Origin of the sequence: Phenylobacterium sp. (assembly GCF_036821595.1) — a bacterium.
GTDB lineage: Bacteria > Pseudomonadota > Alphaproteobacteria > Caulobacterales > Caulobacteraceae > Phenylobacterium.
In genome coordinates this window covers 63579-87340 of sequence record NZ_DAISJG010000009.1, presented here as the reverse complement: position 1 = coordinate 87340, position 23762 = coordinate 63579, and the positions used below count along the sequence as shown (strand labels likewise).

The window sequence follows — 23762 nt, the reverse complement described above, 5'->3', positions numbered from 1 at the left end:
CAAGGCGGACCTTCGTTCAGGGCGCGGGCGGCGCCGGCTCCAGATAGACGGGATTGCCGAGCAGCCAGAGCCGCCCGTCCGGGCCGCGGACGTCGATGCGGAGCCACCCGGAGACCGGCTCATCGCCGGCCAGGGTGAGGTTGCGGGTCTCGTTCGCCGAAAGGGGCCCCACGCCCGCCTCGCGGATGCGCGCGGCCAGGGGGCCGGCGTAGGCCAGGCGGCCGGTCTCCACGCCCTCCAGCCGGACCTCGAGGCTGACGCGCGCCCCAGGCGGAACCTGCAGGACGTCGCCCATGCGGGCCACGGCGCCGCCGGCCAGGGCGGTGACGTCCAGCAGCCGGTCGCGCGAGCCCGTGACGTCGACGAAGGCGTGGCCGGCCCGCAGGCCCGCCAGGATCGCGGCCTGGGAGAGGTTCTCCGCGAAGATCACGGTGGTGGGCGCCCCCACCGCCGGCGCCCGGGCCGGGTCGAGGCCGGCGTCGTGGTTGTCCGAGCCGCCCACGGCGGTGACGCGCCGGCCCTCGTTCAGCCGCGCCTCCCAGAAGGCCAGGCCCGCGGGGTAGGGCCCGTTGACGACCTCGACCGCGGCGAGCCGCGGGTCGTCCGCGGGCGCCGTCCAGCCGCAGCCCATGCAGGCCTCTCCCGAGGGCAGGCCCGGGTGGTTGATGGAGACAAAGGCGCCGGCCGCCTCCGCCTGGTCGAGGATCCTGTCCAGGGTCGGCGCGCGAGGGCCGCCGAGCTGGAAGTCGAGCGGGGCGGTGGTCCCGAAGACGTTGGCGTGGCCCTGGAAGGTGGTGATCTCGCGACCGGGGATCAGCAGCAGCCGGTCGAAGGCCGGCTGCAGCTCGGCCAGCGCCTGGTGGTGCGACGAGGTGTTGTGCTCGGTCACCGCCACGAAATCGAGGCCGCGCGCCGCAGCGGCCTCGAGGGTGCGGTAGACGGGGCAGGGGACGCGCCGGCCGCTCTGGGCGGCGCAGGATCCGTCGGAGTGGCCGGTGTGCAGGTGCAGGTCGCCGCGGTACCAGGCCGGCCCGGTCTTCAGCGGCGCCTCGGCGAAGCCCTGGAAGCGGCCGTGCCGCTCGAAGGTGACCTTCGCCGTGTATTCGGCGCGGGCGTCCTTGCGCAGGTTCGGGACGCCGAGGATCAGCCGCCAGGTCCCGGCTGGAAGCGGCCCCGGCAGGTAGGAGGGCGTAGCCCAGGTCTCCGAGACCGTGAAGCGCGCCTTGTTCCCGCCGCTCCAGCCGCGGAACCGTTCGGGATCGCGCAGGCCCAGGTCGATGACGCTCTTCTGCTCGCGCCCGGTGTAGGCGAACTCCACCGTCACCGCCGTGACCCCGGCCGGCACCCGGAACGGGACCTCCCGGTAGGTCTGGTGGTCCGCCCCGGTCATGACGCCGGTCAGGGTGAGGTCCTGGGCGGCGGCGGGCGCGGCCAGCAGGGCGAGCGCCGCCGCCAGCCACGCCCGGCGCCTCATCAGGGCGCCTCGTTGGAGAAGATGATCGTGCCCGAGGCGGCGAACATGCCGCCGACGCCGTGGGCGACGCTGATCTTCGCGCCCGGCACCTGGGCGGGGGCGATCCCGCGCATCTGCCGCACGCTCTCCTGCAGGGCGTACATGCCGTACATCCCCGAGTGCATGTACGAGAGCCCGCCGCCGTTGGTGTTGAGCGGCAGCTTCCCGCCGGGCGCTGTGTTCCGCTCACGGATGAAGGCCGCCGCCTCGCCGGGCTTCACGAAGCCGAGGTCCTCCAGGCCGTAGAGGGGCAGGTGGGCGAAGGCGTCGTAGATCATCAGGTGGTCGACGTCGTCGTGGCTGACGCCGGCGGTCTCGAACGCCTTCTTCCCCGAGATCCGGAAGGCGGTGGACGAGGTGAAGTCGTACATCTGCGACACCATCGGGGTCTCGACGCTCTCGCCCGTGCCCAGGACGTAGACCGGCTTCTGCGGAAAGTCCTTGGCCCGCTCCGCCGAGGTCAGGATCAGGGCGCCGCCGCCGTCGGTGACCAGGCAGCACATCAGCTTGGTGAAGGGCCAGGCGATCATGTCGGCGTTCATCACGTCGTCGACGGTGATCGGGTCCCGATAGCTGGCGCGCGGGTTCTTGGCCGCCCACTCCCGCTGGATCACGGCGACAGGCGCCATGTCCTCCGGCGTCAGGCCGTAGGTCTTCAGGTACCGCAGCACCGGGACGGTGAACATGGTCGGCGGCCCCACCGGTCCGTAGGGCATCTCGAACTGGCCCATCAGGCTCGAGGGCGAACGGCCGAAGCCGCCGGCGCCGACGCGCGAGCGGCCGCTCTCGCCGTGGGTGATCAGGATGGTGGTGGCCAGCCCCGCGTTGATCGCCGCCGCCGCGTGGCGGACGTGCAGCATGAAGGAGCAGCCGCCGACGCTGGTGCCGTCGGCGTAGGTCGGCCGGATGCCGAGGTAGTGGGCCAGCTCCACCGGGCTGATCCCGGCGGTGGCCACGCCGTCGATGTCGGACGGCTTCAGGCCGGCGTCGGCCATGGCGTTGAGGGCGGCGTCGGCGTGTAGGCCGATCACGGAGACGTCCGGGATCTTGCCCATCTTGGTGGTCTCGGCGGCGCCGACCACGGCGACTGATTTCGGCTTCATGGGATCAGCCCTCCGCCGGGGTGAAGAAGGGCAGGGTGATGTCGTCGGTCTGCTTCTCGAAGGTCACCTTCAGCGGCATGTCGAGCTGCAGCGCCTCGGGCGTCTGCGGGCAGCCCACGATGTTGGTCATCATCTGCGGCCCCTCCTCGAGCTTCACCACCGCGATGGCGTAGGGGTCCGGCCCCATATCCGGGCGCGGGCGCTGGTTGATGACGTAGGACCAGAGGACCGCCTTGCCGCTGGCGGGGAAGACCTCCACCGCCCGGCTGCCGCAGTTCGGGCAGAAGGGCCTCGGCGGGAAGTAGGCCTGGCCGTCGCAGGCGGTGCAGCGCTGAAGGCGAAGCTCGCCCTCCCTGCACCCGTCCCAGAAATGCCGGGTCTCCGGCGTGGGATCGGGCAGCATCCGTGGTGGCATGAAATCGTCCCTATGAAATGGTTCGGTCTGGAAAGGCCGGCAGCAAAGCCGAGGTTGGGCGGCTTGTCACCCGTCCGCCTCAGCGGATCAGAGCGGAACCTTGAAGGTCGCCCGGAAAGCCGCCTCGCCAGGGGCGCTGAACTGGACCACCCGCGTGCCCTCGATCCGCCGCGCCCAGCCGAGCGCGTAGATGCGCGACAGCAGGGCCGCGCCCATGACCCCGGCCAGGTGGCTGCGGCGCACGCTCCAGTCGAGGCAGGCCCTGCAGAGCGGCCGCCGTCCGGGAGCGTCCAGATCGAGGTCGAAGTCGCTGGCGAAGACGCGGCCCTTCTCGGTGAGGGCCAGCGCGCCGTCGTGGTCCGCGATGCGGCCCTGGGCGACCAGGGCGTCGAGCATGGCCACGCCGGCGTCGCCCGCCAGGTGGTCGTAGCAGACCCGCGCCCGGCGCAGCGCCGGGTCGCGGGGGCCGGGGCGGGTGCGCAGGTGGCCGGCGCGTCCGGCCAGCACGATCAGCTGCTCCATGGCCTCGGCCACGTCGGGGCCCGCGAGCGTGAAGTAGCTGTGGCGGCCCTGGCGGCGGCGGGTGAGCAGGCCGCCCGCCTCCAGCCGGGCCAGGTGGGCGCTGGCGGTCTGGGGCGTGATCCCGGCCTCGCGGGCGAGCTCGCCGGCGGTCAGCGCCTGGCCGCCCATCAGCGCCGAGAGCATGTTCGCGCGGGCCGGCTCGCCCAGCAGGGCGGCGATGCGCGTGATGTCGGGCCCGAGCCTCATGGACGCACCTTAGCCGGGAAAGGGCGGCCATGCTTCGGTCCGGAACGAAACGTGGCGCGTGTGCGGGCGGCTAAGCCTCCGCCCACCGCAACCGGAGGACTCCATGACCGTCACCTGCTGCATCCGCTACGTCATCGACCCGTTCCAGCGCGACGCCTTCGAGGCCTATGCGCGCAACTGGCTGACCATCATCCCGGCCTGCGGGGGCGACCTCTTGGGCTACTGGCTGCCGCACGAGGGGACCAACGACGTCGCGCTCGCGCTGATCTCCTTCGACAGCCTGGCGGCCTACGAGGCCTACCGCGCGCGGCTGAAGACCGACCCGGCCGGCGCGGCCAACTTCCGGATGGCGCAGGAACAGCGGTTCATCCTCTCCGAGGCGCGGACCTTCCTGGAGCCGGTGGCGCCATGAACCGCGGGCCGGAAATCCGGGCCGCGGTGGAGCGCTACGCCGAGGCCTGGCGGTCCGGCGACCTGGCCGCCTTCGCCGCCTGCTACGCGGACGGCTTCACCCTACATTACGGCGGACGCCACGCGCTCTCCGGCGATCACGTGGGGAAGGCGCAGGCGCTGCGGACCCTGGCGGCGTTCTCCGCCCGCACCGGCCGGCGGCTGGTGGAGATCATCGACGTGCTGGCGGGCGCCGAGCGCGGGGCGATCGTCGTCCGCGAGGCGTTCGGCAGGACGGAGGCCCTGAGGGTGCTCGTCTACCGGGTCGAGGACGGCCTGCTGGCCGAGTGCTGGGTGCTGGACGCCGATCAGGCGCTGATCGACGGGCTGGTGGGAGAGGTCTAGCCTCCGCCCATGAGCGACCCCTTCGACCTGCAGCGCTTCGTGGACGCCCAGGCGCAGACCTACGACCGGGCGCTGGCGGAGCTGCGGGCTGGCGACAAGCGCAGCCACTGGATGTGGTTCGTCTTTCCGCAGCTGGCCGGGCTGGGCTCCAGCGCCATGGCCCAGCGCTATGCGATCTCGGGCCTGGGCGAGGCGCGGGCCTACCTGGCCCATCCGGTGCTGGGGCCGCGGCTCCTGGCCTGCACCGACGCGGTGCTGGCGGTGGAGGGGCGCACGGCGCACCAGATCTTCGGCAGCCCCGACGACATGAAGTTCCGCTCGTCCATGACCCTCTTCCGGGCGGCCGCGCCGGAGGAGCCCTGCTTCGGCCGGGCGCTGGAGCGGTACTGCGGCGGCGCTGCGGACGAGCGGACCCTGGCGCGGCTCGCCTAGACCAGCGAGATAGAGAGCTTGCGCCGCTCGGTGGAGGCCCTGAGCTCCACCCAGATCGCCTCGACCCGGGCCGTGTCGCCCGCCTGCTCGGCGGCGGCGTGGGCTTCGATGAGGGCGGCGCGCAGGCGGTCGTTCTCGGCCTTGAGCGCCGACAGGCGCAGGTCGGCGTCCTCGCCCGCCTCGCCCAGCAGGGCGCGGACGGCGCGGTTCTCCTCGACCAGGTTGGCGGCGGCGCCGTCCCAGACCTCGGCGGCGAGGGTGAGCAGCATGGCCGAGAGTCCGAGGTTGCTGGCCCGCTCGGCCGGAGGTGCGTCGGGCATGGTGTAGCGGAGCGCCAGGTTGGCGAGCTCGGCGAGGACCGCGGGGACGGGAGGGTTCATAGCCGGCCCATCACCTTCAGGATCGCCCGGTCCTGGGCGTTGATCAGCCACCAGGCGGGATAGATCATGATCGGCTCCCGGTTGCCGCCGTCGAGGAAGGCGCGCGCCGAGCCCACCCAGATGGCCTGGCCCTTCACGCAGTTGAACAGCACCCACCAGTGGAGCGCCGCGGGATCGGCCTTCAGCCCGCTGGCCTTCTCCCAGATGGCGATGGCCTCGGCCTGCGGCAGGAGCCCGCCGGCCTTGTCCGGCTGGCCGAAGCCCCACACCGGGTTGAAGCCCCAGGCGAGGTCCTCCAGCGGATCGCCCAGGTGGCACATCTCCCAGTCCAGGACGCCGTGGATCTCGCCGGCCTCGTCGAACAGGAAGTTGCCGGTCCGGTAGTCGCCGTGGACGACGGAGACCTTCTGGGCGGGCGGCGGCGGATTGGCCTTCAGCCAGCGGATGGCGGCCCGGGTGATCGGCAGGGGCTCCGCCTCGTCGCGGTCGAGCGCCGCCTCCCAGTAGGCCAGCTCGCGGCGCCAGCAGGCGTCCGCGGCGGGCGCTTCCATGACCTCGGTGAGGCCCAGCGCCTGCGGGTCGGCGCGGGCGATCTCGCCGAGGATCGTCCACTTGCGCTGCGCGACCTTTGGCAGGACGGCGTCGTACACCCCGGAGAGCAGCATCTGCGGCGCGGCCTGGTAGCCGGCCAGTTCCTCGGCGATGAAGAAGGGATGGTCGAGGGGCCCCTTCTCCTCCTCCAGCCACAGCATCTCCGGCACCGGCACCGCCGAGCCGTGGAAGGCGCGGTAGGCGGCGAACTCGATCCGGCGCTCGGTGTCGATCAGGCTGGCGGGCGGGTCGCGCCTGAGGATCATCTTCCGCTCCCGCGGCGCGCCGGCCTCGGTCCAGTGGGCGACGAAGCGGTAGGTCTCGCGGCTCGCGCCGCCGGAGATGCGCTCCATCGCCTCCACGGCCACGTCGCAGCCGAGCTTGCCGGAGATATAGGCCGCGACCCGCGGCGCCAGAGGATGCGACACGCTCAGGCGAGCTCGAAGCGGATGGGCAGGCGCTTGGGACCGTTGACGAAGACCGCCTCGCTCATCGCCGGCTCACCGTCCAGCTCGACGGACTTCAGCTTCGGCAGCAGCTCCTCCCAGAGGATCCGCATCTCCATCTTGGCCAGGTGCTGGCCGAGGCAGACGTGGGCGCCGTAGCCGAACGCCAGGTGCTTGTTCGGCCTGCGGTCGACGCGGAACAGGAAGGGGTCCTCGAACACCGCCTCGTCCCGGTTGCCCGAGGCGTAGCAGAGCATGATCCAGTCGTCGGCCTTCACCGCCCGGCCGGCGACCTCGGTGTCGCGCGCGGCGGTGCGCATGAAGGTCTTCACCGGCGTGGTCCAGCGGATGCTCTCGTCCACCAGCGAGGGGATCAGCGAGGGATCGGCCTTCACCTTTGCGAACTCGCCCGGGTTCTGGGCCAGGGCCCACAGGGCGCCGCCGGTGGACGAGGAGGTGGTGTCGTGCCCCGCGGTGGCGACGATGATGTAGTAGCTCATCGCCTCCAGGTCGGAGAGCGGCTGGCCGTCGATGGTGCTGTTGGCGATCAGGCTGCCGAGGTCGTCCGACGGGTTCTTGCGCTTCTCCTCGGAGAACCGCCGGTAGTAGTCGAAGAAGTCGGTGATCACCCCGATGTCGAGCTGGCGCTCCTCCAGGGGGACGTCCTTCTCCTTCTGGGCGGAGCGGCCGAGCTCCGGGTCGGCGGCGCCGAAGATCTCCTGGGTGAGCTTCAGCATCCGGGGCTCGTCCTCCTCCGGAACGCCCATGATGCTCATGATCACGTGCAGCGGGTAGTGCAGGGCGACGTCGCGGACGAAGTCGCAGCGCCCGCCGGTGGCCAGCATCCGGTCCACGGCCGCGCGGGCGATCGTGCGGATGCGGTCCTCCATGGCCCGCAGGTTCTGCGGCAGGAACCAGGCCTGGGTCAGCACCCGGTACTTCATGTGGTCGGGCTCATCCATGTGGATGAGGGTGCGCAGCAGGTGCGGACTGCCGCCCATCATCTCGCGCACCTTGCGGTCGGCGACCTGGGAGGTGATGACCGGATTGCGCGCGCCGTTCAGGAACAGGTCGTTCTGGCGGCTGATCTCCAGGATGTCGGCGTGCCGCACGGCCACCCAGAACGGGTCGACACCCTGCACCTCGGCGACGCCGAAGGGCTCGTTCTTCCGCAGCCACCGGTAGGCCTCGTGGATGCGGCCGTCGGCGTAGGCCACCGGATCCACCAGCTGCTGGGCCACGTCCTGGGGAATGCGGTGGTCCGCGGCGCTCATCACGCTCATGTCGCCCTCGCGCCTCCCGGAGCCGGGAGCGCGCCTCCCTTGCCTTGTTGTCGCCCAACCATGATACGCCACACCGAAAAGCCGCAAGACTGACCGGACGTAAGGTCGGCCAGAGCTCAGGGGCGGAAGCGCTCCACGGGAGGGGACCAATGCTGACCAAGGGCGACGACTACCCGATCCACCAGACGCCGGAGCCGATCGCCTATGCGGGCTCGGACCGGAATTTCTACGACCGCTACTTCTTCAACGGCTACTCGCCCGACGGACGCGACTTCTTCGCGGTGGCCTTCGGGGTCTATCCGGCGCTGAACGTGGCGGACGCGCACCTGTCGGTGATCCGCGACGGCAAGCAGTACTGCCTGCACGCCTCGCGGGTCCTCGGCATGGAGCGGATGGACCTCACGGTCGGACCGATCCGCATCGAGATCCTCGAGCCGCTGCGGAAGCTGCGCGTGGCCGTGGAGGGCGCCGAGGGTATGGCCGCGGACCTGACCTTCGAGGGTCGGTCCTTCCCGATCGAGGAGCCCAGGTTCGTCAAGCGGATCGGTCCGCGCCTGTTCATGGACTACACCCGACTGACCCAGAACGTCCGCGTCTCCGGCTGGCTGGAGGTGGACGGCGAGCGCCGGGAGGTCGCGGGCTGGACCGGGTCGCGCGACCGCTCCTGGGGCATCCGTCCGGTGGGCGCCCCCGATCCGCAGCCGACGCCCGGCGCGGGGCTGACGGGCTTCTTCTGGCAGTGGACGCCGGTCAATTTCCAGGACCGCAGCGTCTTCTTCCACATCAACGCCGACCCGGACGGCCAGGCCTGGAACACCCGCGCGGTGATCCTGCCGGACGGCGCGGGCGAGGGCGGCGGCTGGCACGCCGAGGCGCCGCGGATGGAGGAGGTGGACCTGATCCCGGGGACCCGCCATGCGCGCGCCGGAACGCTGAAGATCCCGCTCGCCCAGGGCGAGGCGACGGTGAAGCTGGAGCCGGTCACCACCTTTCTGATGCGCGGCATCGGCTATGGCGGCGACTGGCGGCACGGGGCGCTGAAGGGCGAGCTGGCGGTGGCCCGCGAGGACATCGACCTCGCCAGCGTCGACATGGGCGCCATGGAGAACTTCCACATCCAGGCGGTCAGCCGCGCGACCTTCGAGGCGCCGGGCGAGGCGCGGCAGGAAGGCGTCGGCGTCTTCGAGCAGCTGATCCTCGGGCCCTACCGGCCGTACGCCGTGGGCTGAGCGCGGCCGCCCCGGGTCAGTCCCGGAGCAGCTCGTTGATGCTGGTCTTGGAGCGCGTGCGCTCGTCCACCGTCTTCATGATCACCGCGCAGTAGGTGGACGGCAGGTTGGGGTCGTGCGGGTTGGGCCGCGAGCCCGACATCACCACGGAGTAGGGCGGCACCTCGCCGGTGGTCACCTCGCCGGTGCGACGGTTCACGATCGGGGTGGTGGAGGTCAGGTAGACCCCCATGGAGAGCACCGAGCCCTCGCGGACGATGACGCCCTCCGCCACTTCCGAGCGGGCGCCGATGAAGCAGTTGTCCTCGATGATCGTCGGATTGGCCTGCAGGGGCTCCAGCACGCCGCCGATGCCCGCGCCGCCGGAGAGGTGCACGTTCCTGCCGATCTGGGCGCAGGATCCTACGGTCGCCCAGGTGTCGACCATGGTCCCCTCGTCGACATAGGCGCCGATGTTCACGAAGGAGGGCGTCATGACCACGCCCCTGCCGATGAAGGCGCCCTTGCGGACGATGGCGCCCGGCACGGCGCGGAAGCCGGCCTGCTCGAAGCGGGCGGCGTCCCAGCCGGAGAACTTCAGCGGGACCTTGTCCCAGTAGGGGCCGGGCGCGTCCGCCTCGATCACCGCATTGGGCGTCAGGCGGAACAGCAGCAGGATCGCCTGCTTGGCCCACTGGTGGGTGACCCAGGTCCCGTCCGCCTGGCGTTCGGCGACGCGCAGGGCGCCGGTGTCCAGGAGTTCGATGGTCTCGCGCACGGCGTCGCGGACCTCGCCCTGGGTGGAGGTGTTGATCCCGTCGCGGGCTTCCCAGGCGGCTTCGATGACGCGCTTCAGCTCTTCGATCATTCTCAGGCGGCTTCCCTGACCTGGGCGCCGGCCAGGAAGTCGGCGAGGCGCGCGGTGCGGTGGTGGACGAAGGGGGCGGTGCAGGCGGGCGCGTGCGGGCCCACCAGCACGGTGGTCATGCCGAGCTCGGCGGCGGGCGCCAGGTTGCGCTCGGAATCCTCGAAGAAGGCCGCCAGGCCGGGGGCGATCCCGTGGGCGGCGTTCATGGCCGCGAAGGCGCCCGGATCGGGCTTCGGCGTGTAGCCGGAGCTGCCGATGTGGAAGACGTCCTCGAACAGGTCGGAGAGGCCGAGCCGGGCCAGCACGCGCTCGGCGTGGACGTCGTCGGCGTTGGTGAAGATCAGCCGCCGGCCGGGCAGGCGGGCGATGGCGGCGATCATCTCCGGGTCGTGCGCCAGGGCCTCCAGCGAGAGGTCGTGGAACAGGGCGTGGAACTCCAGCGGGTCCACGCCGTGGTGGCGCATCATGCCGATGAGCGTCAGGCCGTGGTCGGCCAGGTACTGCTTCTGGAGCCGGTAGGCTTCGTCGCGGTCCAGCCCCGTCACCCGCATGACATAGGCCGTCATCCGCCGCTCGATCTCGCCCATGAAGCCGCACTCGGCCGGGTAGAGGGTGTTGTCGAGGTCGAACAGCCAGGTGTCGACGTGCCTGAGGTCCGCGGGGGCGAGATCGGCGCTCATTCTCGGATCAGGGTGCCTGCGCCGTGCTCGGTGAACAGCTCGACCAGCATGGCGTGGGGCCGGCGGCCGTCGAGGATGACCACGGCCTCGACCCCGGCCTCCACCGCGGCGATGGCGGTCTCCAGCTTGGGGATCATGCCGCCGGTGGCGACGCCGTCGGCGATCGCCTTGCGGGCTTCCGCGACCGTCATCTGGCGGATCAGCTCGCCGTCCTTGCCCAGCACGCCGGCCACGTCGGTGAGCAGCAGCATGCGCTTGGCGTTCAGCGCGCCGGCCAGGGCGCCGGCCACGGTGTCGGCGTTGATGTTGTAGGTCTCGCCGCTCTCCGAGACGCCGATCGGCGCCACGACGGGCACGTAGTCCTCCTCGGCGTAGAGCAGGGCCTCGATGATCTTCGGGTCGACCCGCTTGGGCTCGCCCACGAACCCGAGGTCGACCATCCGCTCGACCTCGCTGTCGGGGTCCTTCTTGGTGCGGGTGACCTTCTCGACGGTCAGCATGCGGGCGTCCTTGCCCGACAGGCCCACGCCGCGCACGTCGGCCTCGGCCCCGGCCTGGGTGATCCAGTTGGCGATCTCCTTGTTGATCGCCCCGGAGAGGACCATCTCGGCCACCTCCATGGTCGCCTCGTCGGTGACGCGCAGGCCGTCCACGAAGGTGGACTTCACGCCGGCCTTGGCGAGCCAGGCGGAGATCTGCGGCCCGCCGCCGTGGACCACCACGGGATGGACGCCCAGCATCTTCAGGAGCACGGCGTCGGCGGCGAACAGCTTGGCCACCTGCTCCTCGCCCATGGCGTGGCCGCCGTATTTGATGACCACGGTCTCGCGGTCGTAGATCTGGATGTAGGGCAGGGCCTCCGCGAGCGTCTTGGCCGTCGCCCAGCCCTGGCCTTCGCTCGTCTCGCTCACCCGTCCTGCTCCGTCGCCTTCGGTCGCGGGTCCGATAGCGGACGCCGCCTCCCCTGTCACGCGGCCCCCGGCGTGCTAAGCGGGAAACGGACCAGCAATTCGGGGGAATGTGACGGTGCGTAAGGATCTCGGGACGGCGGCCCTGGCCGCGGCGGCGGCGCTGCTGGCGGGCGCGGCGCAGGCGGAGACGGTGGCGGTGAGCGCCGACCGGCTGCTGGACGTCGGCGCCGGCCGCTATGTGGAGCGGCCGCTGGTGGTGATCACCGACGGGCGGATCACGACTGTCGGACGCCAGGGTGACGCCGTCCCCGCGGGCGCGACCCGCGTGGACCTGCCGGGCGTGACCCTGCTGCCCGGCCTGATCGACATGCACGTCCACCTGACCAGCGTGGCCAAGATCGGCGGCTACAACTACCTGGAGTACTCCGACGCCTTCTGGACGGCGGTGGCCACCCGGCACGCGAAGGACACCCTGGAGGCCGGCTTCACCACGGTGCGCAACGTGGGCTCGGAGTTCTACGCCGACGTGGGCCTGCGCGAGGCGATCGATGGCGGCTACATCCCCGGCCCGCGGATCGTCACGGCCACCTATGCGCTGGGCGCCACGGGCGGCCATTGCGACTCGACCTTCTTCCCCCCGTCCATGGCGGAGAAGAGTCCCTACACCGTGGACAGCCCGGAGGAGGGCCGGGCCAAGGTGCGGCTCGCCAAGAAGTACGGCGCCCAGGTGATCAAGATCTGCGCCACGGGCGGTGTGTTCTCGCGCGGACCCTCGGTCGGCGCCCAGCAGCTCAGCCTCGCCGAGATGACCGCCATCGTCGAGGAGGCCCACATGGCCGGCCTGAAGGTCGCCGCCCACGCCCACGGGCCGGCGGGGATCAAGGACGCCATCCGCGCCGGCGTCGACACCATCGAACACGTCAGCCTGGTGGACGACGAGGGCGTCCGGCTGGCGGCCCAGAAGGGCACGTGGTTCGGCATGGACATCTACAACACCGACTACACCCAGGCCGAAGGCAAGAAGAACGGCGTGCTCGAGGACAACCTGCGCAAGGACCGCGAGATCGGCGAGCTGCAGCGGGAGAACTTCCGCAAGAGCCTGAAGGGCGGGGTGAAGCAGGTCTTCGCCACCGACGCAGGCATCTATCCGCACGGGGAGAACGCCAAGCAGTTCGCGGTCGTGGTGCGCTACGGGGCGACCCCGCTGCAGGCGATCCGGATGGCGACGCTCAACGCCGCCCAGGCGCTGGGCTGGGAGAAGGATGTGGGCCAGGTGGCGACCGGCCGCTACGGCGACCTCGTGGGCGTCAAGGGCGACCCGCTGGCCGACGTCACCGTGCTGGAAACGCCGGTGTTCGTGATGAAGGGCGGCGAGGTGGTGCGGTCCGAATAGGTCAGATCGACCGCGCCACGACCTCCTTCATGATCTCGCTGGTGCCGCCGTAGATCCGCTGGACGCGGGCGTCGCGCCAGAGGCGGGCGATCGGGTACTCGTTCATGTAGCCGGCGCCGCCGTGCAGCTGCAGGGCGGTGTCGCAGGCCTCCCACTGCAGCTCGGTGTGGAAGAGCTTGGCGGCGGAGCCTTCCGCCGCCGTGAGCTTGCCCTCGAGATGGCGCTGGATCGCCCAGTCCAGGTGGGCCCAGCCGGCCTGCAGCTTGGCCTTCAGCGCGCCCAGGGTGAAACGGGTGTTCTGGAAGTCGAAGATCGACTGGCCGAAGGCCTTGCGCTCCTTGGTGAACTTCACCGCCTCGTCGAAGGCGCGCTGGGCGCCAGCCTGGGCGGAGACGGCGATGCCCAGCCGCTCCTGCGGCAGCTGGCTCATCAGATAGGCGAAGCCGCGGCCCTCCTCGCCCAGGCAGTTGGTGATCGGCACGCGCACGTCCTCGAAGAACAGCTCCGAGGTGTCGGCGGAGTTCTGGCCGACCTTGTCGAGGTTGCGGCCGCGCTTGAAGCCCTCGCGCTCGGCCTCGACCAGGATCAGGGAGATGCCCTTCGACCCGGCGTTGGGGTCGGTCTTGGCCACGACGATGATCAGGTCGGCGTTCTGGCCGTTGGTGATGTAGGTCTTGGAGCCCGAGACCACGTAGTGGTTGCCGTCCTTGCGGGCGGTGGTGCGCACGCCCTGCAGGTCGGAGCCCGTGCCCGGCTCGGTCATGGCGATGGCGGTGATGGCCTCGCCCGAGACCATCTTCGGCAGCCACTTCTGCTTCTGCTCTTCCGAGCCGTAGTTGACGATGTAGTCGGCGACGATGTCGGACTGCAGGGTGATGCCGGCCGAAGAGCCCGCATAGGCCAGCTCCTCGTCGATCACCGCGTTGTAGCGGAAGTCGAGGCCCAGGCCGCCGTACTCCGGCGGCACGGTGGGGCAGAGCAGGCCGGCCTCGCCGCAGGCGCGCCAGAAGCCGCGGTCGACGACGCCCTCCTCCTCCCAGCGGTCGAGGTTGGGGATCAGCGCGCGGTCGAAGAACTTCCGCACCTGGTCGCGGAACAGGTTCATGTCTTCGTCGCAGGTGGCGCGGCCGTCGGTGGTGAGCATCGGATATCCTCCCGGTCACCCGCGACTTAGCCCGCTGACGCAGGGTCCGCCTAGACGGCGCAGGCCTGGACGATCTCGGCCCGGAGCTCGGGGATGCCGGTCCCCTTCTCCGAGGACGTGGCCAGGACGCGCGGGAAGGCGGCGGGGCGCTTGGCGATCTTCGCCTGGGTCCGGGCGACCACGTCGGCGACCTCGGACGGCTTCAGCTTGTCGGCCTTGGTCAGGATGATCTGGTAGCTGACGGCGGCGGTGTCGAAGGCGGCCATGGCCTCCTCGTCCACCTCCTTCAGGCCGTGGCGGGAGTCGATCAGCAGGAAGGCGCGCTTGAGGTTGGGCCGGCCGCGCAGGTAGTCGCGGCCCAGGTTCTGGAACTTCTTCACCACGCCCTTGGAGGCCCGGGCGAAGCCGTAGCCGGGAAGGTCGACCAGCCTGAGCTGGTTGTCGCCGATGACAAAGAAGTTCACCTCGCGCGTGCGGCCGGGCTCGTTGGAGAACCGGGCCAGGCGCAGGCGGCCGGTGACCGCGTTGATCAGCGAGCTCTTGCCGACGTTGGAACGGCCGGCGAAGGCCACCTCCGGCAGGTCCGTGTCGGGCAGGCCGTCCATGGCGACGGCGCCCATCAGGAAGTTCGCCTCGCCCGCGAACAGGACACGCGCCGCCTCCAGCGCCTCGGCGTCGAAGGCGGCGTCGGTCATGTGACGGGATCCGGCTTGCCGGTGAGCTTGCGGATCAGCTTGTCGATCGGGTTGTCGACCTTGAACCGGCGCATGATCACGTACTGCTGCAGGATCGTGAGCACGTTCGACCAGGTCCAGTAGAGCAGCAGGCCGGCGGCGAACGGCGCCATGATGAAGGTGAACATGATCGGCATCAGCTGGAAGATCCGCTGCTGGATGGGATCGGGCGCGGGCGGGCTCATGGAGGTGGTGAGCCACATGGTCACGCCGTAGAGCAGCGGCAGCACGCCCAGGTGCAGGGCCCCGTCCAGGAAGCCGCCGATCAGCGGCGCCGAGGCCGGATCCCAGGGGATCAGGCCGAAGAGGGTCCAGATGGTGGTGGGATCGCGCGCCGAGAGGTCCTGGATCCAGCCCACGAACGGCGCGTGGCGCATCTCGATGGTGACGGTCAGCACCTTGTAGAGGGCGTAGAACACCGGAATCTGCAGAAGCAGCGGCAGGCAGCCGGCGAGCGGATTGACCTTTTCGCGCTGGTAGAGGGCGAGCAGCTCCTGCTGCTGCTTGGCCGGGTCGTCCTTATATTTCTTGCGCAGCTCCTCCATCTGGGGCTGCACCTTCTTCATCTTGGTCAGGGACTCGTACTGCTTGTTGGCGAGCGGGAAGAAGATCAGCCGCACCACGACGGTCAGCAGCAGGATCGCCACGCCGAAGTTCAGCACATGGCCCGAGATGAAGGCCAGGAAGGAGAAGATCGGCCGGGTCAGGAACCAGAAGTTCCCCCAGTCGACGGCCCAGTCCAGGCGCTCGACGCCCAGCTGCTGCTGGTACTGGCGGAGCAGCGGCACGCGCTTGGCGCCGGCGATGAAGTGGGTGGTCTCGGTGATCTGGCGCCCGGCCGGGATGGTCCGGGGTTCGCCCACGAAGTTGGCGTCGAAGATCGCCAGGCCCGCGGCGTCGGTCTCCCGGAACTGGCCGGTGACGCGCTCATTGCCGCCCGGGATCAGGGCCGTCAGCCAGTACTTGTCGGTGATGCCGACCCAGCCGCCGGTGGAGGTGTAGGCGGGGCCGCCGCCGTCCTTCTGCCACTTCTTGTACTTCACCTGCCGGAGCTTGCCGTCGAGCCAGCCCACCGCGCCCTCGTGGACGATCTGGTTGGTGCCGAGGTCCTTCGGAACGCCCTGGCGCTGCACGGAGGCGTAAGGGGCGATGGTGATCGCCTGGCCGGTCGTATTGGCGACCGTGTCGGTGACGGTGAACAGGAACTTGTCGTCCACCTCGATCCTGCGGGTGAAGGTCAGGCCCGCGCCGTTGGTGGTCTGCAGAACCAGAGGCTGGCCGGGCGCCAGGGTCGAGCCCTGGACCAGCGTCCAGACGGTGTCGGCGGTCGGCAGGCCGGGCACGTTGGCGCCGGTCCAGCCGATGTCGGCGAACCAGGCGAACTGGGTCCCCTCCGGCCGCAGCAGCTCCACCGGCGGCGAGTTCCTCTTCACCGTCTCGCGGTACTCGGTGAGGAAGAGGTCGTCGATGCGCGCGCCGCGCAGCGACAGGGAGCCGCGCACCGAGGGCGTGGCGATCGGGACGCGCGGCGTGGCGGCCACGGCCGCCTGGCGGGTCATGGCCTGCGGAACCTGCGGGACCGCGGCCGTCGAAACCCCCGGCTGGGTCTGGACTGCGGCCGGCGCCTGGCGCGCGAGCTCCGCCTGCCGCCGCTTCTGGGCGGGCTCCAGCACGAAGAACTGGTAGGCGATGAAGAGGATGACCGCGGCGACGATGAAGATGATCGTGTTGCGGCTGTTGTCGTCGCTTTGCATTTAGGGGGTGCGGTCCGTCGGGGCAGCAGGGCGCGGGCCCTTCACGTCGGGGCGCTCGCGGTCGGCGGCGAGCCTTATCAGCGCGCTTTTCACATCGTCAAGCAAACGCGGCCACTCGCGGGTGGTCACGCCGCCGCGGGCGATGAAGACATAGTCGACGCCGGGGCGGGCGAAGTCGGGCAGCAGCAGCCTGGCGGCCTCGCGCATCCGGCGCTTGGCGCGGTTCCGCTCGACGGCGCCGCCAATGCGCTTGGTGGCCGTGAAGCCGGCGCGGACGAGGGGGCGGTCGTCCCCGCGGGACAGGGCCTGAACGAGAACGGCCCCCTTCGCGCACGAGGGGGCCTTGGCGCAGGCGAGGAACTCGCTGCGCTTCTTCAGACGTTCGATCGGAAAGGCGGCGTCCGGCACGCGGACACCATAGCCCAGCGCGCGGCTTAGGCGCTCAGGCGCTTGCGGCCCTTGGCGCGACGGCGGGCGAGAATCTTCTGGCCGTTCTTCGTGGACATGCGCAGACGGAAGCCGTGACGACGCGCACGCACGAGGCGGGAGGGCTGGAAGGTGCGCTTCACGAGAAAAGCTCCGGGTCCAAAATCGAGCGGCGGTGGATAGTGGAACCGCCGGGGGATGTCAACGGCGCCGGCGTCAGCCCAGCGCCGCGAGGTCCGCCAGGCGCCAGACGCGGCGAGGATCGGCCTGGATCGCCTCATGGCGGCGGAATGCGGCCCATACGAGGTCGACGACGTCGGAGCCCGGGGGCGTGGCGGCGTCGCCGAACATCACCCGATCCACGTCGCAGGCGAGCGCCGCGCGGCTCGTCTCCAGCCGGACCGCGTCGTCGCCGATCAGGCGCAGGGCGGCGGCGAGGTAGGCGTCCTCCGTCCGGGCCACCAGCCAGTCCGGCATGCCCAGCCGGCGCAGGATCATGGCGTCGGTGCGGCCGTGCGGCTCCGGGCGCTCCATGGCGACCACGGGCAGGCCCTGGCGGAGCGCGTCCACGACGCTGTGCAGGCCGCCGAACGGCCAGGGGCTCAGCACCATGTCGCAGGCGTTCAGCGCCTCCAGATAGGCCCGGGGCGCGAGCCTGGGATAGACGACGGCGCCCTCCAGCAGCGGCCCGGCGGCCGCGCGCAGCGCCGAGACGGTGAGCAGGGAGGCGTTGGGGAAGAGATGCAGCTGGACCGGCCGGGCGGCCTCGCGCCGGACCCGGCCGAGCATCTCCAGGAAGGCGGGATTGAGCTTCAGGACGTTGCTCGGGACGGCGACACGAACCGGGTCGGCCGTTTCGCGAACCTGCGGGGCGACGGGGACGTAGCCCGGCGGGCGCTCGAACCGCAGGCTGGCGTCCGGCAGCAGCAGCAGGCGCTCGGAGAACAGGGTGGCGTCCGCCACATAGCCCTCCTCGGTCAGGTAGTAGTCGATGGCCGGGATGAAGGTGGACGCCGAATGGCCGAGCGCCGTCATCTGGAGGGGCGCCAGGCGCAGGTTCGCCAGCAGCGGACCCCAGCGGGCCATGCCGACGCTGGGCCAGAAGACGAGGTCGGGGGCCAGGCGGGCGACGAACCCCAGGATCTCCGGGGCGAAGTCCGCGGCCGCCGGCTCGAAGGTGAAGACCTCGTCGAAGAGGGCGGCGACGGCTGGCCCCAGCTCCTTCCTGGGCGCGACCAGCACCAGTCGGAAGCGCGTGCGGAGCTGACGCAGGTATTGGCCGAAGTAGCGGTACTGGACGTGGGCCTCTTGGATCACCTCGGCCATCACGAGCAGGGTCGGGCGGTCGGGCAGGGCGCGCGTCTCGGGCGGCGGCCGGTCGTGCAGGCCGAGCTCGTCCAGCAGGCGGCGGAAGGCGCGGTTCAGGACGGGCTTGAGGGCGTGTTTCGCCGGGCCGGCCGCATAGCTGCAGCTCATCCAGGCGGCGGAGGCCAGGGTGATGGCCGCCAGGCTGCCCGGCAGGGCCTGGTCCTCCAGGGCGCCGGCGCCGGCCAGCAGCCGCTCGCGCCGCTCCGCGCCGCGCGCGGTCAGCACCGGGGAGGTGGCGATCAGGCCCAGCGCCCGGGCGAGGTCCGGAGCGGCGGGACCGCCGTGCGGCGAGTCCAGGGTGAAGAGCGCCGGGGCCTCCGGCCAGAGGCCGGCGGCGGCGAACAGGCTGTTGAGCAGGGATCCGTAGAAGGCCAGCGTCCAGCGCTCGCCGTCGGATAGAGTGAGGCCGGGATCGCCGAACACCTCGACCACCGCCCGGGCCAGCCGGGCGAAGCCGTCCTGCGGCTGGACGCCCGCGGCGAACAGCTCCCCGCGCTCCAGGGCCCGCAGGGCGGCGAAGGCGAGCGCCGCGCGCTCCGGCGTGCGTCCGGCCGCGGCGCGCTCCAGCGGCGCGAGCTCGATCATCGGCGGGGGGTCAGTCGGCGAGCGTGACCACGACGGGGCCACGCGGCGTGGCCACCAGGGTGTGCTCGTACTGCACGGTGGGCTGGCCGCCGGTGGGGCGCAGGGTCCAGCCGTCGCCGGTCTCCTCCACCCAGTCGGCGCCCAGGGACAGGAAGGGCTCGATGGTGAACACCAGGCCGTCGTGGATGCGCCGCCGCTCCGACTTGTCGTGCCAGGTGGCGATCTCGGTGGGCTCCTCGTGCAGGGCCCCGCCCACGCCGTGACTCGCGAGGTTGCGGACCAGGGTGTAGCCGTTGCGGTCGGCGAACTGCTGGATGGAGCGGCCGACGGCGGCGAGCTCGCCGCCGGCGCGGACGGCGCGGATGCCGCTCCACAGGGCGCGGCGCCCGTCGCGGCAGAGGCGCTCCACCTTCGGCTTCGCGGGGGGCACCGCGAAGCTCGCCCCGGTGTCGGCGAAGAAGCCGTCCACCTCGGCGGAGACGTCGATGTTGATCAGGTCGCCGGCGGCCACTTTGCGGTCGTCGGGGATGCCGTGGGCGACGTCGGGGCCGATGGAGATGCAGGTGGCGCCGGGGAAGTCGTAGGTCAGCTCCGGCGCCGAACGGGCGCCCGCCTCCTCGAGCATCCGGCGGCCGAGCTGGTCCAACTCCCGCGTGGTGATGCCGGGCTCGAGCGCCTTGCCCATGGCCGCGAGGGTGCGGGCGACGACCCGTCCGGCGATCTTCAGCTTCTCCAGCTCTTCCTCGCTGCCGATGGTCATGGTGCAGGCTCCTTCGCAGCCAATGTTGGCGCGCTTCCCGCGCCGGGGCCAGCCCTAGAGGTCCGGCCGGACGATGGTCTTGCCGATCACCTTCCGGTCGGCGAGCGAGTCGAAGGCCGCGCGCCAGTCGGCCAGGGCGTACTCCCTGTCGACCCGGGGCTTCACCTTGCCTTCCTCCGCCAGCTTCCAGATGGCCGCGATGTTCTCGCGGCCCTTCTCGGGGAACTGCCGGCCGTACTCGCCGGCGCGCACGCCGATCACCGAGAAGCCCTTGATGAGGGCGATGTTCACCGGAAGCACCGGCAGGCGGCCGGACGTGAAGCCGATGGACAGGATGCGGCCGCCGAAGGCGACGCAGCGGATCGACTCGTCGAAGACGTCGCCGCCCACGGGGTCGTAGATCACGTCGGCGCCGCGGCCGCCGGTCAGTTCCTTCACCCGCTCGCGGAAACCGCCGGTGACGTTGACGGTGGCCTCGGGGGCGTACTCGCGGGCGATCACGGCCAGCTTGTCGTCGGAGGCCGAGGCGGCGATCACCTTGGCGCCCATCACCTGGCCCAGGTCGACCGCGGCCAGACCGACCCCGCCCGCGGCGCCATGCACCAGCAGCCATTCGCCGGGCTGCAGCCGGGCGCAGCGCTCCAGCGCAACGTAGGCCGTCAGGTAGGCGACAGGATAGCCGGCGGCCTGGCTGAAGCTCATGCCCGCCGGCACGCGGTGCAGGCCGGCGGCGGGCATGACCGCGTACTCCGCCATGCCACCACGGCCGCCGCCGGCGACGGCGTCGCCGGGCCGCCAGGCGGTCACGCCCTCGCCCACCGCCTCCACTTCCCCCGCCAGCTCCATGCCGGGGACGAAGGGGAGGGCGGGCTTGTGCTGGTGCTCGCCCCGGGTCTGCATCAGGTCCGGGAAGTTCACGGCGGCGGCCCGCACCCGGATCCGGACCTCGCCGGGGCCGGCTTCGGGCGTGGGGATCTCCCTCACCCCGCAGCCGGCGTACTCCGGCGCCAGGCGCTCGACGACGAGGGCGCGCATCAGGCGATGCGTCCTTCCAGGCCCTCGCGGACCAGGCCGGCGATCTCCCGGCAGGCGACGTCGGCGCATCGCACCGCGCCCGTGAAGGCGGTGAAGCCGTGGGCCAGGCTGTCGTAGCAGCGGTAGGCCACCGGGACCCCGGCCTCGCGGAGGCACCGCGCATAGGCCTCCCCCTGGTCGAGCAGGGGGTCGAAGCCGGCGGTGACCACCACCGCCGGCGCGAGGCCCCGCAGGTCCCTGGCGCGCAGCGGCGAGAGCCGAGGGTCGTCCGGGCTGTCGCTGGGACCCAGATAGTGGCCCATGAACCAGTCCATCGTCGCCCGGCTAAGCGGGAAGGCCTCGGCGTAGGTGGTCATGGACGCACTCTGGCAGGCCACGTCGACGCACGGGTAGACGAGGAGCTGCAGGGAGGGCTGCGGCTCGCCCGCGGCCTTCAGCTCCTGGCAGACCACGGCGGCGAAGTTGCCGCCCATGGAATCGCCGCCGACTGCCGCGATCCCCTCCGGCGCGCCGAAGCGGCGCGCGTTGTCGCGGCCCCAGCGGTAGGCGAAGAGCACGTCGTCCAGGCCCGCCGGGAAGCGGTGCTCGGGGGCCAGGCGGTAGTCCACCGACAGCACCGGGCAGCGGGCGATCCTGGCCAGGATCGAGCAGAAGGCCTCGCAGGTGTCGAGGTCGCCGATCACGCCGCCGCCGAAGTGGGCGAAGACCATCAGCGGCGCGTGGCGGTCCTGGTTGTCGGGGCGGTAGGCCCGGGCCGGGATCGGCCCCTCCGGCCCGTCGAGGGTCAGCGGCTCCACCCGCACGCCGGGATCCCGGTCGGTGGTGAGGGCGGCCAGGGCCGCGCGGTTGGCGCGGCGCGCCTCCTGCGGGCTCATGGTGGTCATGGACGGCTGGCCGCGGACCTGGGCGGCGAGGAACTGGAAGGCCGGATCGAGGGTGCGGCCGCCCTGATAGACCACGCCGCCGCCGGACATCAGCCGCAGGACCGGCGCGGGCAGCGAGAGCAGCTTGCGCAGGATCAGCCGCTGGGTCCGGACGGCGGGCATCTAGGCCGTCGTCCGGCGGAGGCCCTTGAGCCCGTGCAGGATCATGTCGGTGGCGAAGTCCGCCGCCCCGGCCACGTCGATGGGCCGGCGGGCGAGCATCTTGTCGCCGACCTCGCGGGCCACGGCGATGCAGGCGGCCGCCATGTAGTCGGGGTCCGCGGCCGGGCCCTCGTGGCGGGCGATGGCCGCCTGCATGGCGTCGCGCACCTCGGCGAACACCGCGGCCATCTCCGGGGTCTCGCCGTGGATGTGGGGGTGGGTCTCGCCCGGCGGACGACGGGCCAGCCAGTTCTGGTGCTCGTCCGCCAGGAAGCCGAAGTAGGCGCGGATGGCCGAGCGGACGAAGTCCTCGAAGCCGGCGGACTCGGCGCGCAGCTTCTTCAGCACCGGCGAGAACCGCCGGGCCCCGTCGTCGGCCAGGGCCGCGAAGACCTCCTCCTTGGAGCGGTAGTAGTTGTAGAAGGTGCCCGCCGCGAGGCCGGTGCGGCGGATGATGTCGCGCACCGTGGCCGTGTCGTAGCCCAGCTCGCCGAACACCTCCCGCGCGGCGTCCAGGATCGCTAGGCGATTCTGGACCTTTGTCTGCTCGCGCTTGCCGAGCGGAAGATAGGCGACCTGGGACATGCGACCTGACGCTGACTCGAAAATGACGCGAGTCATTCTAGAGCCGCGCTCCGGAGAAAGCCAATCGCACCGCGGCGGGTCATACCGTCCGCTGGGCGCGGTCCTTCTCGTTGGTCGCCCTGATGGCGTTGCGGGCCTCCTCCCACTCCTTGTCGCCCCACGAAGCGAGGCGGGCGAAGCCGCCGCCGCCGGCCAGGTGCGAACCGCCGTCGATGGCGATCGTCTGGCCGTTCACGTAGGCGGACAGGGGATGCAGCAGGTAGACAGCGAGGTTGGCCAGCTCGCGCATCTCGCCGTTGCGGCCCAGCGGGATCATCGGGTCGGCGGGGCCTTCCGGCCGGCCGGACCCGCCGGGATTGAGGCGCGCGCTCATGCCTTCGGTGGGGAAGGGGCCGGGCGCGATGGCGTTGAAGCGTACGCCGCGGTTGCCCCACTCCACCGCCAGCGACTGGGTCATCACGTTCAGGCCCGCCTTGGACATGGCCGAGGGAACGGTGAAGGGGCCGCCGTGCCAGACCCAGGTGGTGAGGATCGAGACCACCGAGGCGGGCTTGCCCTCCGCCAGCCAGCGCTTGCCGGCGTCGAGGGTGACGAAGAACGAGCCGCGGAAGACGATGTTTGCGATGGCGTCGAAGCCGCGCGGCGACAGGTCCTCGGTGCGGCTGATGAAGTTGCCCGCGGCGTTGTTGACCAGGCCGGTCAGGGCTCCGCCGGACCAGATCTCGTCCATGGCGTCGTGGATCGCCTCGGGCACGCGAATGTCGCAGGCCATGCCCACGCACTTGCCGCCGTGGGCGTCCATCAGCTCCTTGGCGGCGTCCTCGATGACATTGCCCCGGCGGCCCCAGATGTAGACGTCGGCGCCCAGCATCAGGCAGGCCTCGGCCATTACCTTGCCCAGGCCCGTGCCGCCGCCGGTGATGAGGATCCGCTGGCCCTTCATCAGCCCCGGGCGGAACATCAGGTCGTCCATGGTGAATTCGGTCATCGGCTCCTCCGGCTTGTCGTTGGCGCGAAGCACACGCCCCTGACGTGGGGGCGGTCAAGCGCGTCGGTCGGCCCGACCTCGGAAAGTCTCCCGCCTCGCGAAAACTTCGCAGCAGGTGAGTAGATATTGTGTGTCAAATGACGTGGCCAGTACCCATCCGGGAACGTGCAGGGTTCGGACGGATTAAGCGCGGTATCCAAGGCGCAAAAACTGGAGGCCAATCATGAAGTGGCTCAACATCCTAACCCTTCTCCTCTTGATCGTCGGGGGCGTGAACTGGGGCCTCGTGGCCCTCGGCGGCCACGAAATGGATCTGGTGGCGAACCTGTTCGGCGGCGACGACGCGGCGATGGCCAAGGTGGTCTACGGCCTCGTGGGCCTGTCGGCGCTCTGGCAGATCATGCCGTGGGTGAAGTCGCTGAGCATGGGCGAGACCCATGCCGAGGCGGCGCATCGCGACATGCACACCACGCGCTAGGCGTTATAGAGTGGTCCTGGCTCCGCGGTCGCCG

General features: G+C 71.2%; 27 protein-coding genes. 6 read left to right on the top strand and 21 right to left on the bottom strand.

Going from position 1 to position 23762, the window contains the following annotated elements; all coding sequences use genetic code 11:
* Nucleotides 1-16 precede the first annotated feature (16 nt).
* From V7Z97_RS07355 to V7Z97_RS07340, 4 genes are all read right to left on the bottom strand, one after another.
* Nucleotides 17-1474 carry a CehA/McbA family metallohydrolase gene (locus tag V7Z97_RS07355; protein WP_334162460.1) on the bottom strand — a complete coding sequence of 486 codons (1458 nt, stop codon included), beginning with the start codon at nucleotides 1472-1474 and terminating at the stop codon, nucleotides 17-19.
* On the bottom strand, nucleotides 1474-2616 hold the full coding sequence (locus tag V7Z97_RS07350) for a thiolase C-terminal domain-containing protein (protein ID WP_334162459.1): 1143 nt from the start codon (nucleotides 2614-2616) through the stop codon (nucleotides 1474-1476). Before V7Z97_RS07350 ends, V7Z97_RS07355 begins: the two co-directional genes overlap by 1 nt.
* Before the next feature lie 4 nt (nucleotides 2617-2620).
* Nucleotides 2621-3031, bottom strand: a complete 411-nt coding sequence (locus tag V7Z97_RS07345) for a Zn-ribbon domain-containing OB-fold protein (protein WP_334162458.1) — start codon at nucleotides 3029-3031, stop codon at nucleotides 2621-2623.
* Between the two features lie 87 nt (nucleotides 3032-3118).
* Nucleotides 3119-3799 carry an ArsR/SmtB family transcription factor gene (locus V7Z97_RS07340; protein ID WP_334162457.1) on the bottom strand — a complete coding sequence of 227 codons (681 nt, stop codon included), beginning with the start codon at nucleotides 3797-3799 and terminating at the stop codon, nucleotides 3119-3121.
* A gap of 103 nt (nucleotides 3800-3902) precedes the next feature.
* On the opposite strand from V7Z97_RS07340, the gene V7Z97_RS07335 reads away from it, so the two are divergent.
* From V7Z97_RS07335 to V7Z97_RS07325, 3 genes are read left to right on the top strand one after another with little or no spacing between them, the layout of a single operon-like run.
* Nucleotides 3903-4211 (top strand): NIPSNAP family protein, encoded by a 309-nt coding sequence (locus V7Z97_RS07335; RefSeq protein ID WP_334162455.1) that lies wholly within the window; start codon nucleotides 3903-3905, stop codon nucleotides 4209-4211.
* The gene (locus V7Z97_RS07330) at nucleotides 4208-4594 is read left to right on the top strand and encodes a nuclear transport factor 2 family protein (RefSeq protein ID WP_334162453.1); all 387 of its coding nucleotides are present in this window, start codon (nucleotides 4208-4210) and stop codon (nucleotides 4592-4594) included. The genes V7Z97_RS07335 and V7Z97_RS07330 overlap by 4 nt, the downstream gene beginning before the upstream one ends.
* A 9-nt stretch (nucleotides 4595-4603) precedes the next feature.
* Nucleotides 4604-5026, top strand: a complete 423-nt coding sequence (locus tag V7Z97_RS07325; protein ID WP_334162451.1) for a DUF1810 domain-containing protein — start codon at nucleotides 4604-4606, stop codon at nucleotides 5024-5026.
* Here V7Z97_RS07325 and V7Z97_RS07320 read toward each other — a convergent pair.
* The 3 genes from V7Z97_RS07320 to V7Z97_RS07310 are packed head-to-tail and all read right to left on the bottom strand — an operon-like array spanning nucleotide 5023 to nucleotide 7726.
* Nucleotides 5023-5406 carry a hypothetical protein gene (locus V7Z97_RS07320; protein WP_334162450.1) on the bottom strand — a complete coding sequence of 128 codons (384 nt, stop codon included), beginning with the start codon at nucleotides 5404-5406 and terminating at the stop codon, nucleotides 5023-5025. The genes V7Z97_RS07325 and V7Z97_RS07320 overlap by 4 nt on opposite strands.
* The gene (locus V7Z97_RS07315) at nucleotides 5403-6425 is read right to left on the bottom strand and encodes a phosphotransferase family protein (protein ID WP_334162448.1); all 1023 of its coding nucleotides are present in this window, start codon (nucleotides 6423-6425) and stop codon (nucleotides 5403-5405) included. The genes V7Z97_RS07320 and V7Z97_RS07315 overlap by 4 nt, the downstream gene beginning before the upstream one ends.
* Nucleotides 6426-6427: 2 nt before the next feature.
* Nucleotides 6428-7726 (bottom strand): cytochrome P450, encoded by a 1299-nt coding sequence (locus V7Z97_RS07310; RefSeq protein WP_334162446.1) that lies wholly within the window; start codon nucleotides 7724-7726, stop codon nucleotides 6428-6430.
* A 149-nt stretch (nucleotides 7727-7875) separates the two neighbouring features.
* On the opposite strand from V7Z97_RS07310, the gene V7Z97_RS07305 reads away from it, so the two are divergent.
* Nucleotides 7876-8955, top strand: a complete 1080-nt coding sequence (locus V7Z97_RS07305) for a hypothetical protein (RefSeq protein WP_334162444.1) — start codon at nucleotides 7876-7878, stop codon at nucleotides 8953-8955.
* A gap of 16 nt (nucleotides 8956-8971) precedes the next feature.
* Here V7Z97_RS07305 and dapD read toward each other — a convergent pair whose 3' ends face one another.
* Genes dapD through argB form a run of 3 tightly spaced genes read right to left on the bottom strand, consistent with a single transcriptional unit; the run spans nucleotide 8972 to nucleotide 11393 of the window.
* Complete coding sequence (dapD, locus tag V7Z97_RS07300; protein WP_334162442.1) at nucleotides 8972-9802, bottom strand: 2,3,4,5-tetrahydropyridine-2,6-dicarboxylate N-succinyltransferase; 831 nt, start codon at nucleotides 9800-9802, stop codon at nucleotides 8972-8974.
* A 2-nt stretch (nucleotides 9803-9804) separates the two neighbouring features.
* Entirely contained in the window at nucleotides 9805-10482 is a 678-nt protein-coding gene (locus tag V7Z97_RS07295) for a pyrimidine 5'-nucleotidase (RefSeq protein WP_334162440.1), read from the bottom strand.
* Complete coding sequence (argB, locus tag V7Z97_RS07290) at nucleotides 10479-11393, bottom strand: acetylglutamate kinase (RefSeq protein WP_334162438.1); 915 nt, start codon at nucleotides 11391-11393, stop codon at nucleotides 10479-10481. Before argB ends, V7Z97_RS07295 begins: the two co-directional genes overlap by 4 nt.
* Before the next feature lie 115 nt (nucleotides 11394-11508).
* Here argB and V7Z97_RS07285 point away from each other — a divergent pair, with 115 nt between their 5' ends.
* Complete coding sequence (locus V7Z97_RS07285; RefSeq protein ID WP_442958020.1) at nucleotides 11509-12786, top strand: Xaa-Pro dipeptidase; 1278 nt, start codon at nucleotides 11509-11511, stop codon at nucleotides 12784-12786.
* 1 nt (nucleotide 12787) lies between these two features.
* Here V7Z97_RS07285 and V7Z97_RS07280 read toward each other — a convergent pair whose 3' ends face one another.
* The 11 genes from V7Z97_RS07280 to V7Z97_RS07230 all read right to left on the bottom strand — a co-directional run bounded on the left by V7Z97_RS07280 (nucleotide 12788) and on the right by V7Z97_RS07230 (nucleotide 23250).
* On the bottom strand, nucleotides 12788-13930 hold the full coding sequence (locus V7Z97_RS07280) for an acyl-CoA dehydrogenase family protein (RefSeq protein WP_334162436.1): 1143 nt from the start codon (nucleotides 13928-13930) through the stop codon (nucleotides 12788-12790).
* 50 nt (nucleotides 13931-13980) lie between these two features.
* Nucleotides 13981-14550: a ribosome biogenesis GTP-binding protein YihA/YsxC gene (yihA, locus tag V7Z97_RS07275; RefSeq protein ID WP_334162483.1), complete on the bottom strand. Its 570-nt coding sequence runs from the start codon at nucleotides 14548-14550 to the stop codon at nucleotides 13981-13983.
* 71 nt (nucleotides 14551-14621) lie between these two features.
* A complete protein-coding gene (gene yidC / locus V7Z97_RS07270; protein ID WP_334162434.1) occupies nucleotides 14622-16418 on the bottom strand; it encodes a membrane protein insertase YidC in 1797 nt (598 codons plus the stop codon).
* Nucleotides 16419-16826 carry a ribonuclease P protein component gene (gene rnpA, locus V7Z97_RS07265; protein WP_334162433.1) on the bottom strand — a complete coding sequence of 136 codons (408 nt, stop codon included), beginning with the start codon at nucleotides 16824-16826 and terminating at the stop codon, nucleotides 16419-16421. It lies immediately after the preceding gene.
* A 26-nt stretch (nucleotides 16827-16852) separates the two neighbouring features.
* Nucleotides 16853-16987: a 50S ribosomal protein L34 gene (gene rpmH, locus V7Z97_RS07260; RefSeq protein ID WP_068877158.1), complete on the bottom strand. Its 135-nt coding sequence runs from the start codon at nucleotides 16985-16987 to the stop codon at nucleotides 16853-16855.
* A 73-nt stretch (nucleotides 16988-17060) separates the two neighbouring features.
* Nucleotides 17061-18797 carry a hypothetical protein gene (locus V7Z97_RS07255; RefSeq protein ID WP_334162430.1) on the bottom strand — a complete coding sequence of 579 codons (1737 nt, stop codon included), beginning with the start codon at nucleotides 18795-18797 and terminating at the stop codon, nucleotides 17061-17063.
* 10 nt (nucleotides 18798-18807) lie between these two features.
* The gene (gene map, locus V7Z97_RS07250; RefSeq protein ID WP_334162429.1) at nucleotides 18808-19557 is read right to left on the bottom strand and encodes a type I methionyl aminopeptidase; all 750 of its coding nucleotides are present in this window, start codon (nucleotides 19555-19557) and stop codon (nucleotides 18808-18810) included.
* 54 nt (nucleotides 19558-19611) lie between these two features.
* Nucleotides 19612-20592 (bottom strand): NADPH:quinone oxidoreductase family protein, encoded by a 981-nt coding sequence (locus V7Z97_RS07245; protein ID WP_334162428.1) that lies wholly within the window; start codon nucleotides 20590-20592, stop codon nucleotides 19612-19614.
* The gene (locus V7Z97_RS07240; protein ID WP_334162427.1) at nucleotides 20592-21638 is read right to left on the bottom strand and encodes an alpha/beta hydrolase; all 1047 of its coding nucleotides are present in this window, start codon (nucleotides 21636-21638) and stop codon (nucleotides 20592-20594) included. The genes V7Z97_RS07245 and V7Z97_RS07240 overlap by 1 nt, the downstream gene beginning before the upstream one ends.
* On the bottom strand, nucleotides 21639-22262 hold the full coding sequence (locus V7Z97_RS07235; protein WP_334162425.1) for a TetR/AcrR family transcriptional regulator: 624 nt from the start codon (nucleotides 22260-22262) through the stop codon (nucleotides 21639-21641).
* A gap of 79 nt (nucleotides 22263-22341) precedes the next feature.
* Entirely contained in the window at nucleotides 22342-23250 is a 909-nt protein-coding gene (locus V7Z97_RS07230) for an SDR family oxidoreductase (RefSeq protein ID WP_334162424.1), read from the bottom strand.
* 223 nt (nucleotides 23251-23473) lie between these two features.
* Here V7Z97_RS07230 and V7Z97_RS07225 point away from each other — a divergent pair, with 223 nt between their 5' ends.
* Nucleotides 23474-23728, top strand: a complete 255-nt coding sequence (locus V7Z97_RS07225; protein WP_334162423.1) for a DUF378 domain-containing protein — start codon at nucleotides 23474-23476, stop codon at nucleotides 23726-23728.
* Nucleotides 23729-23762 lie beyond the last annotated feature (34 nt).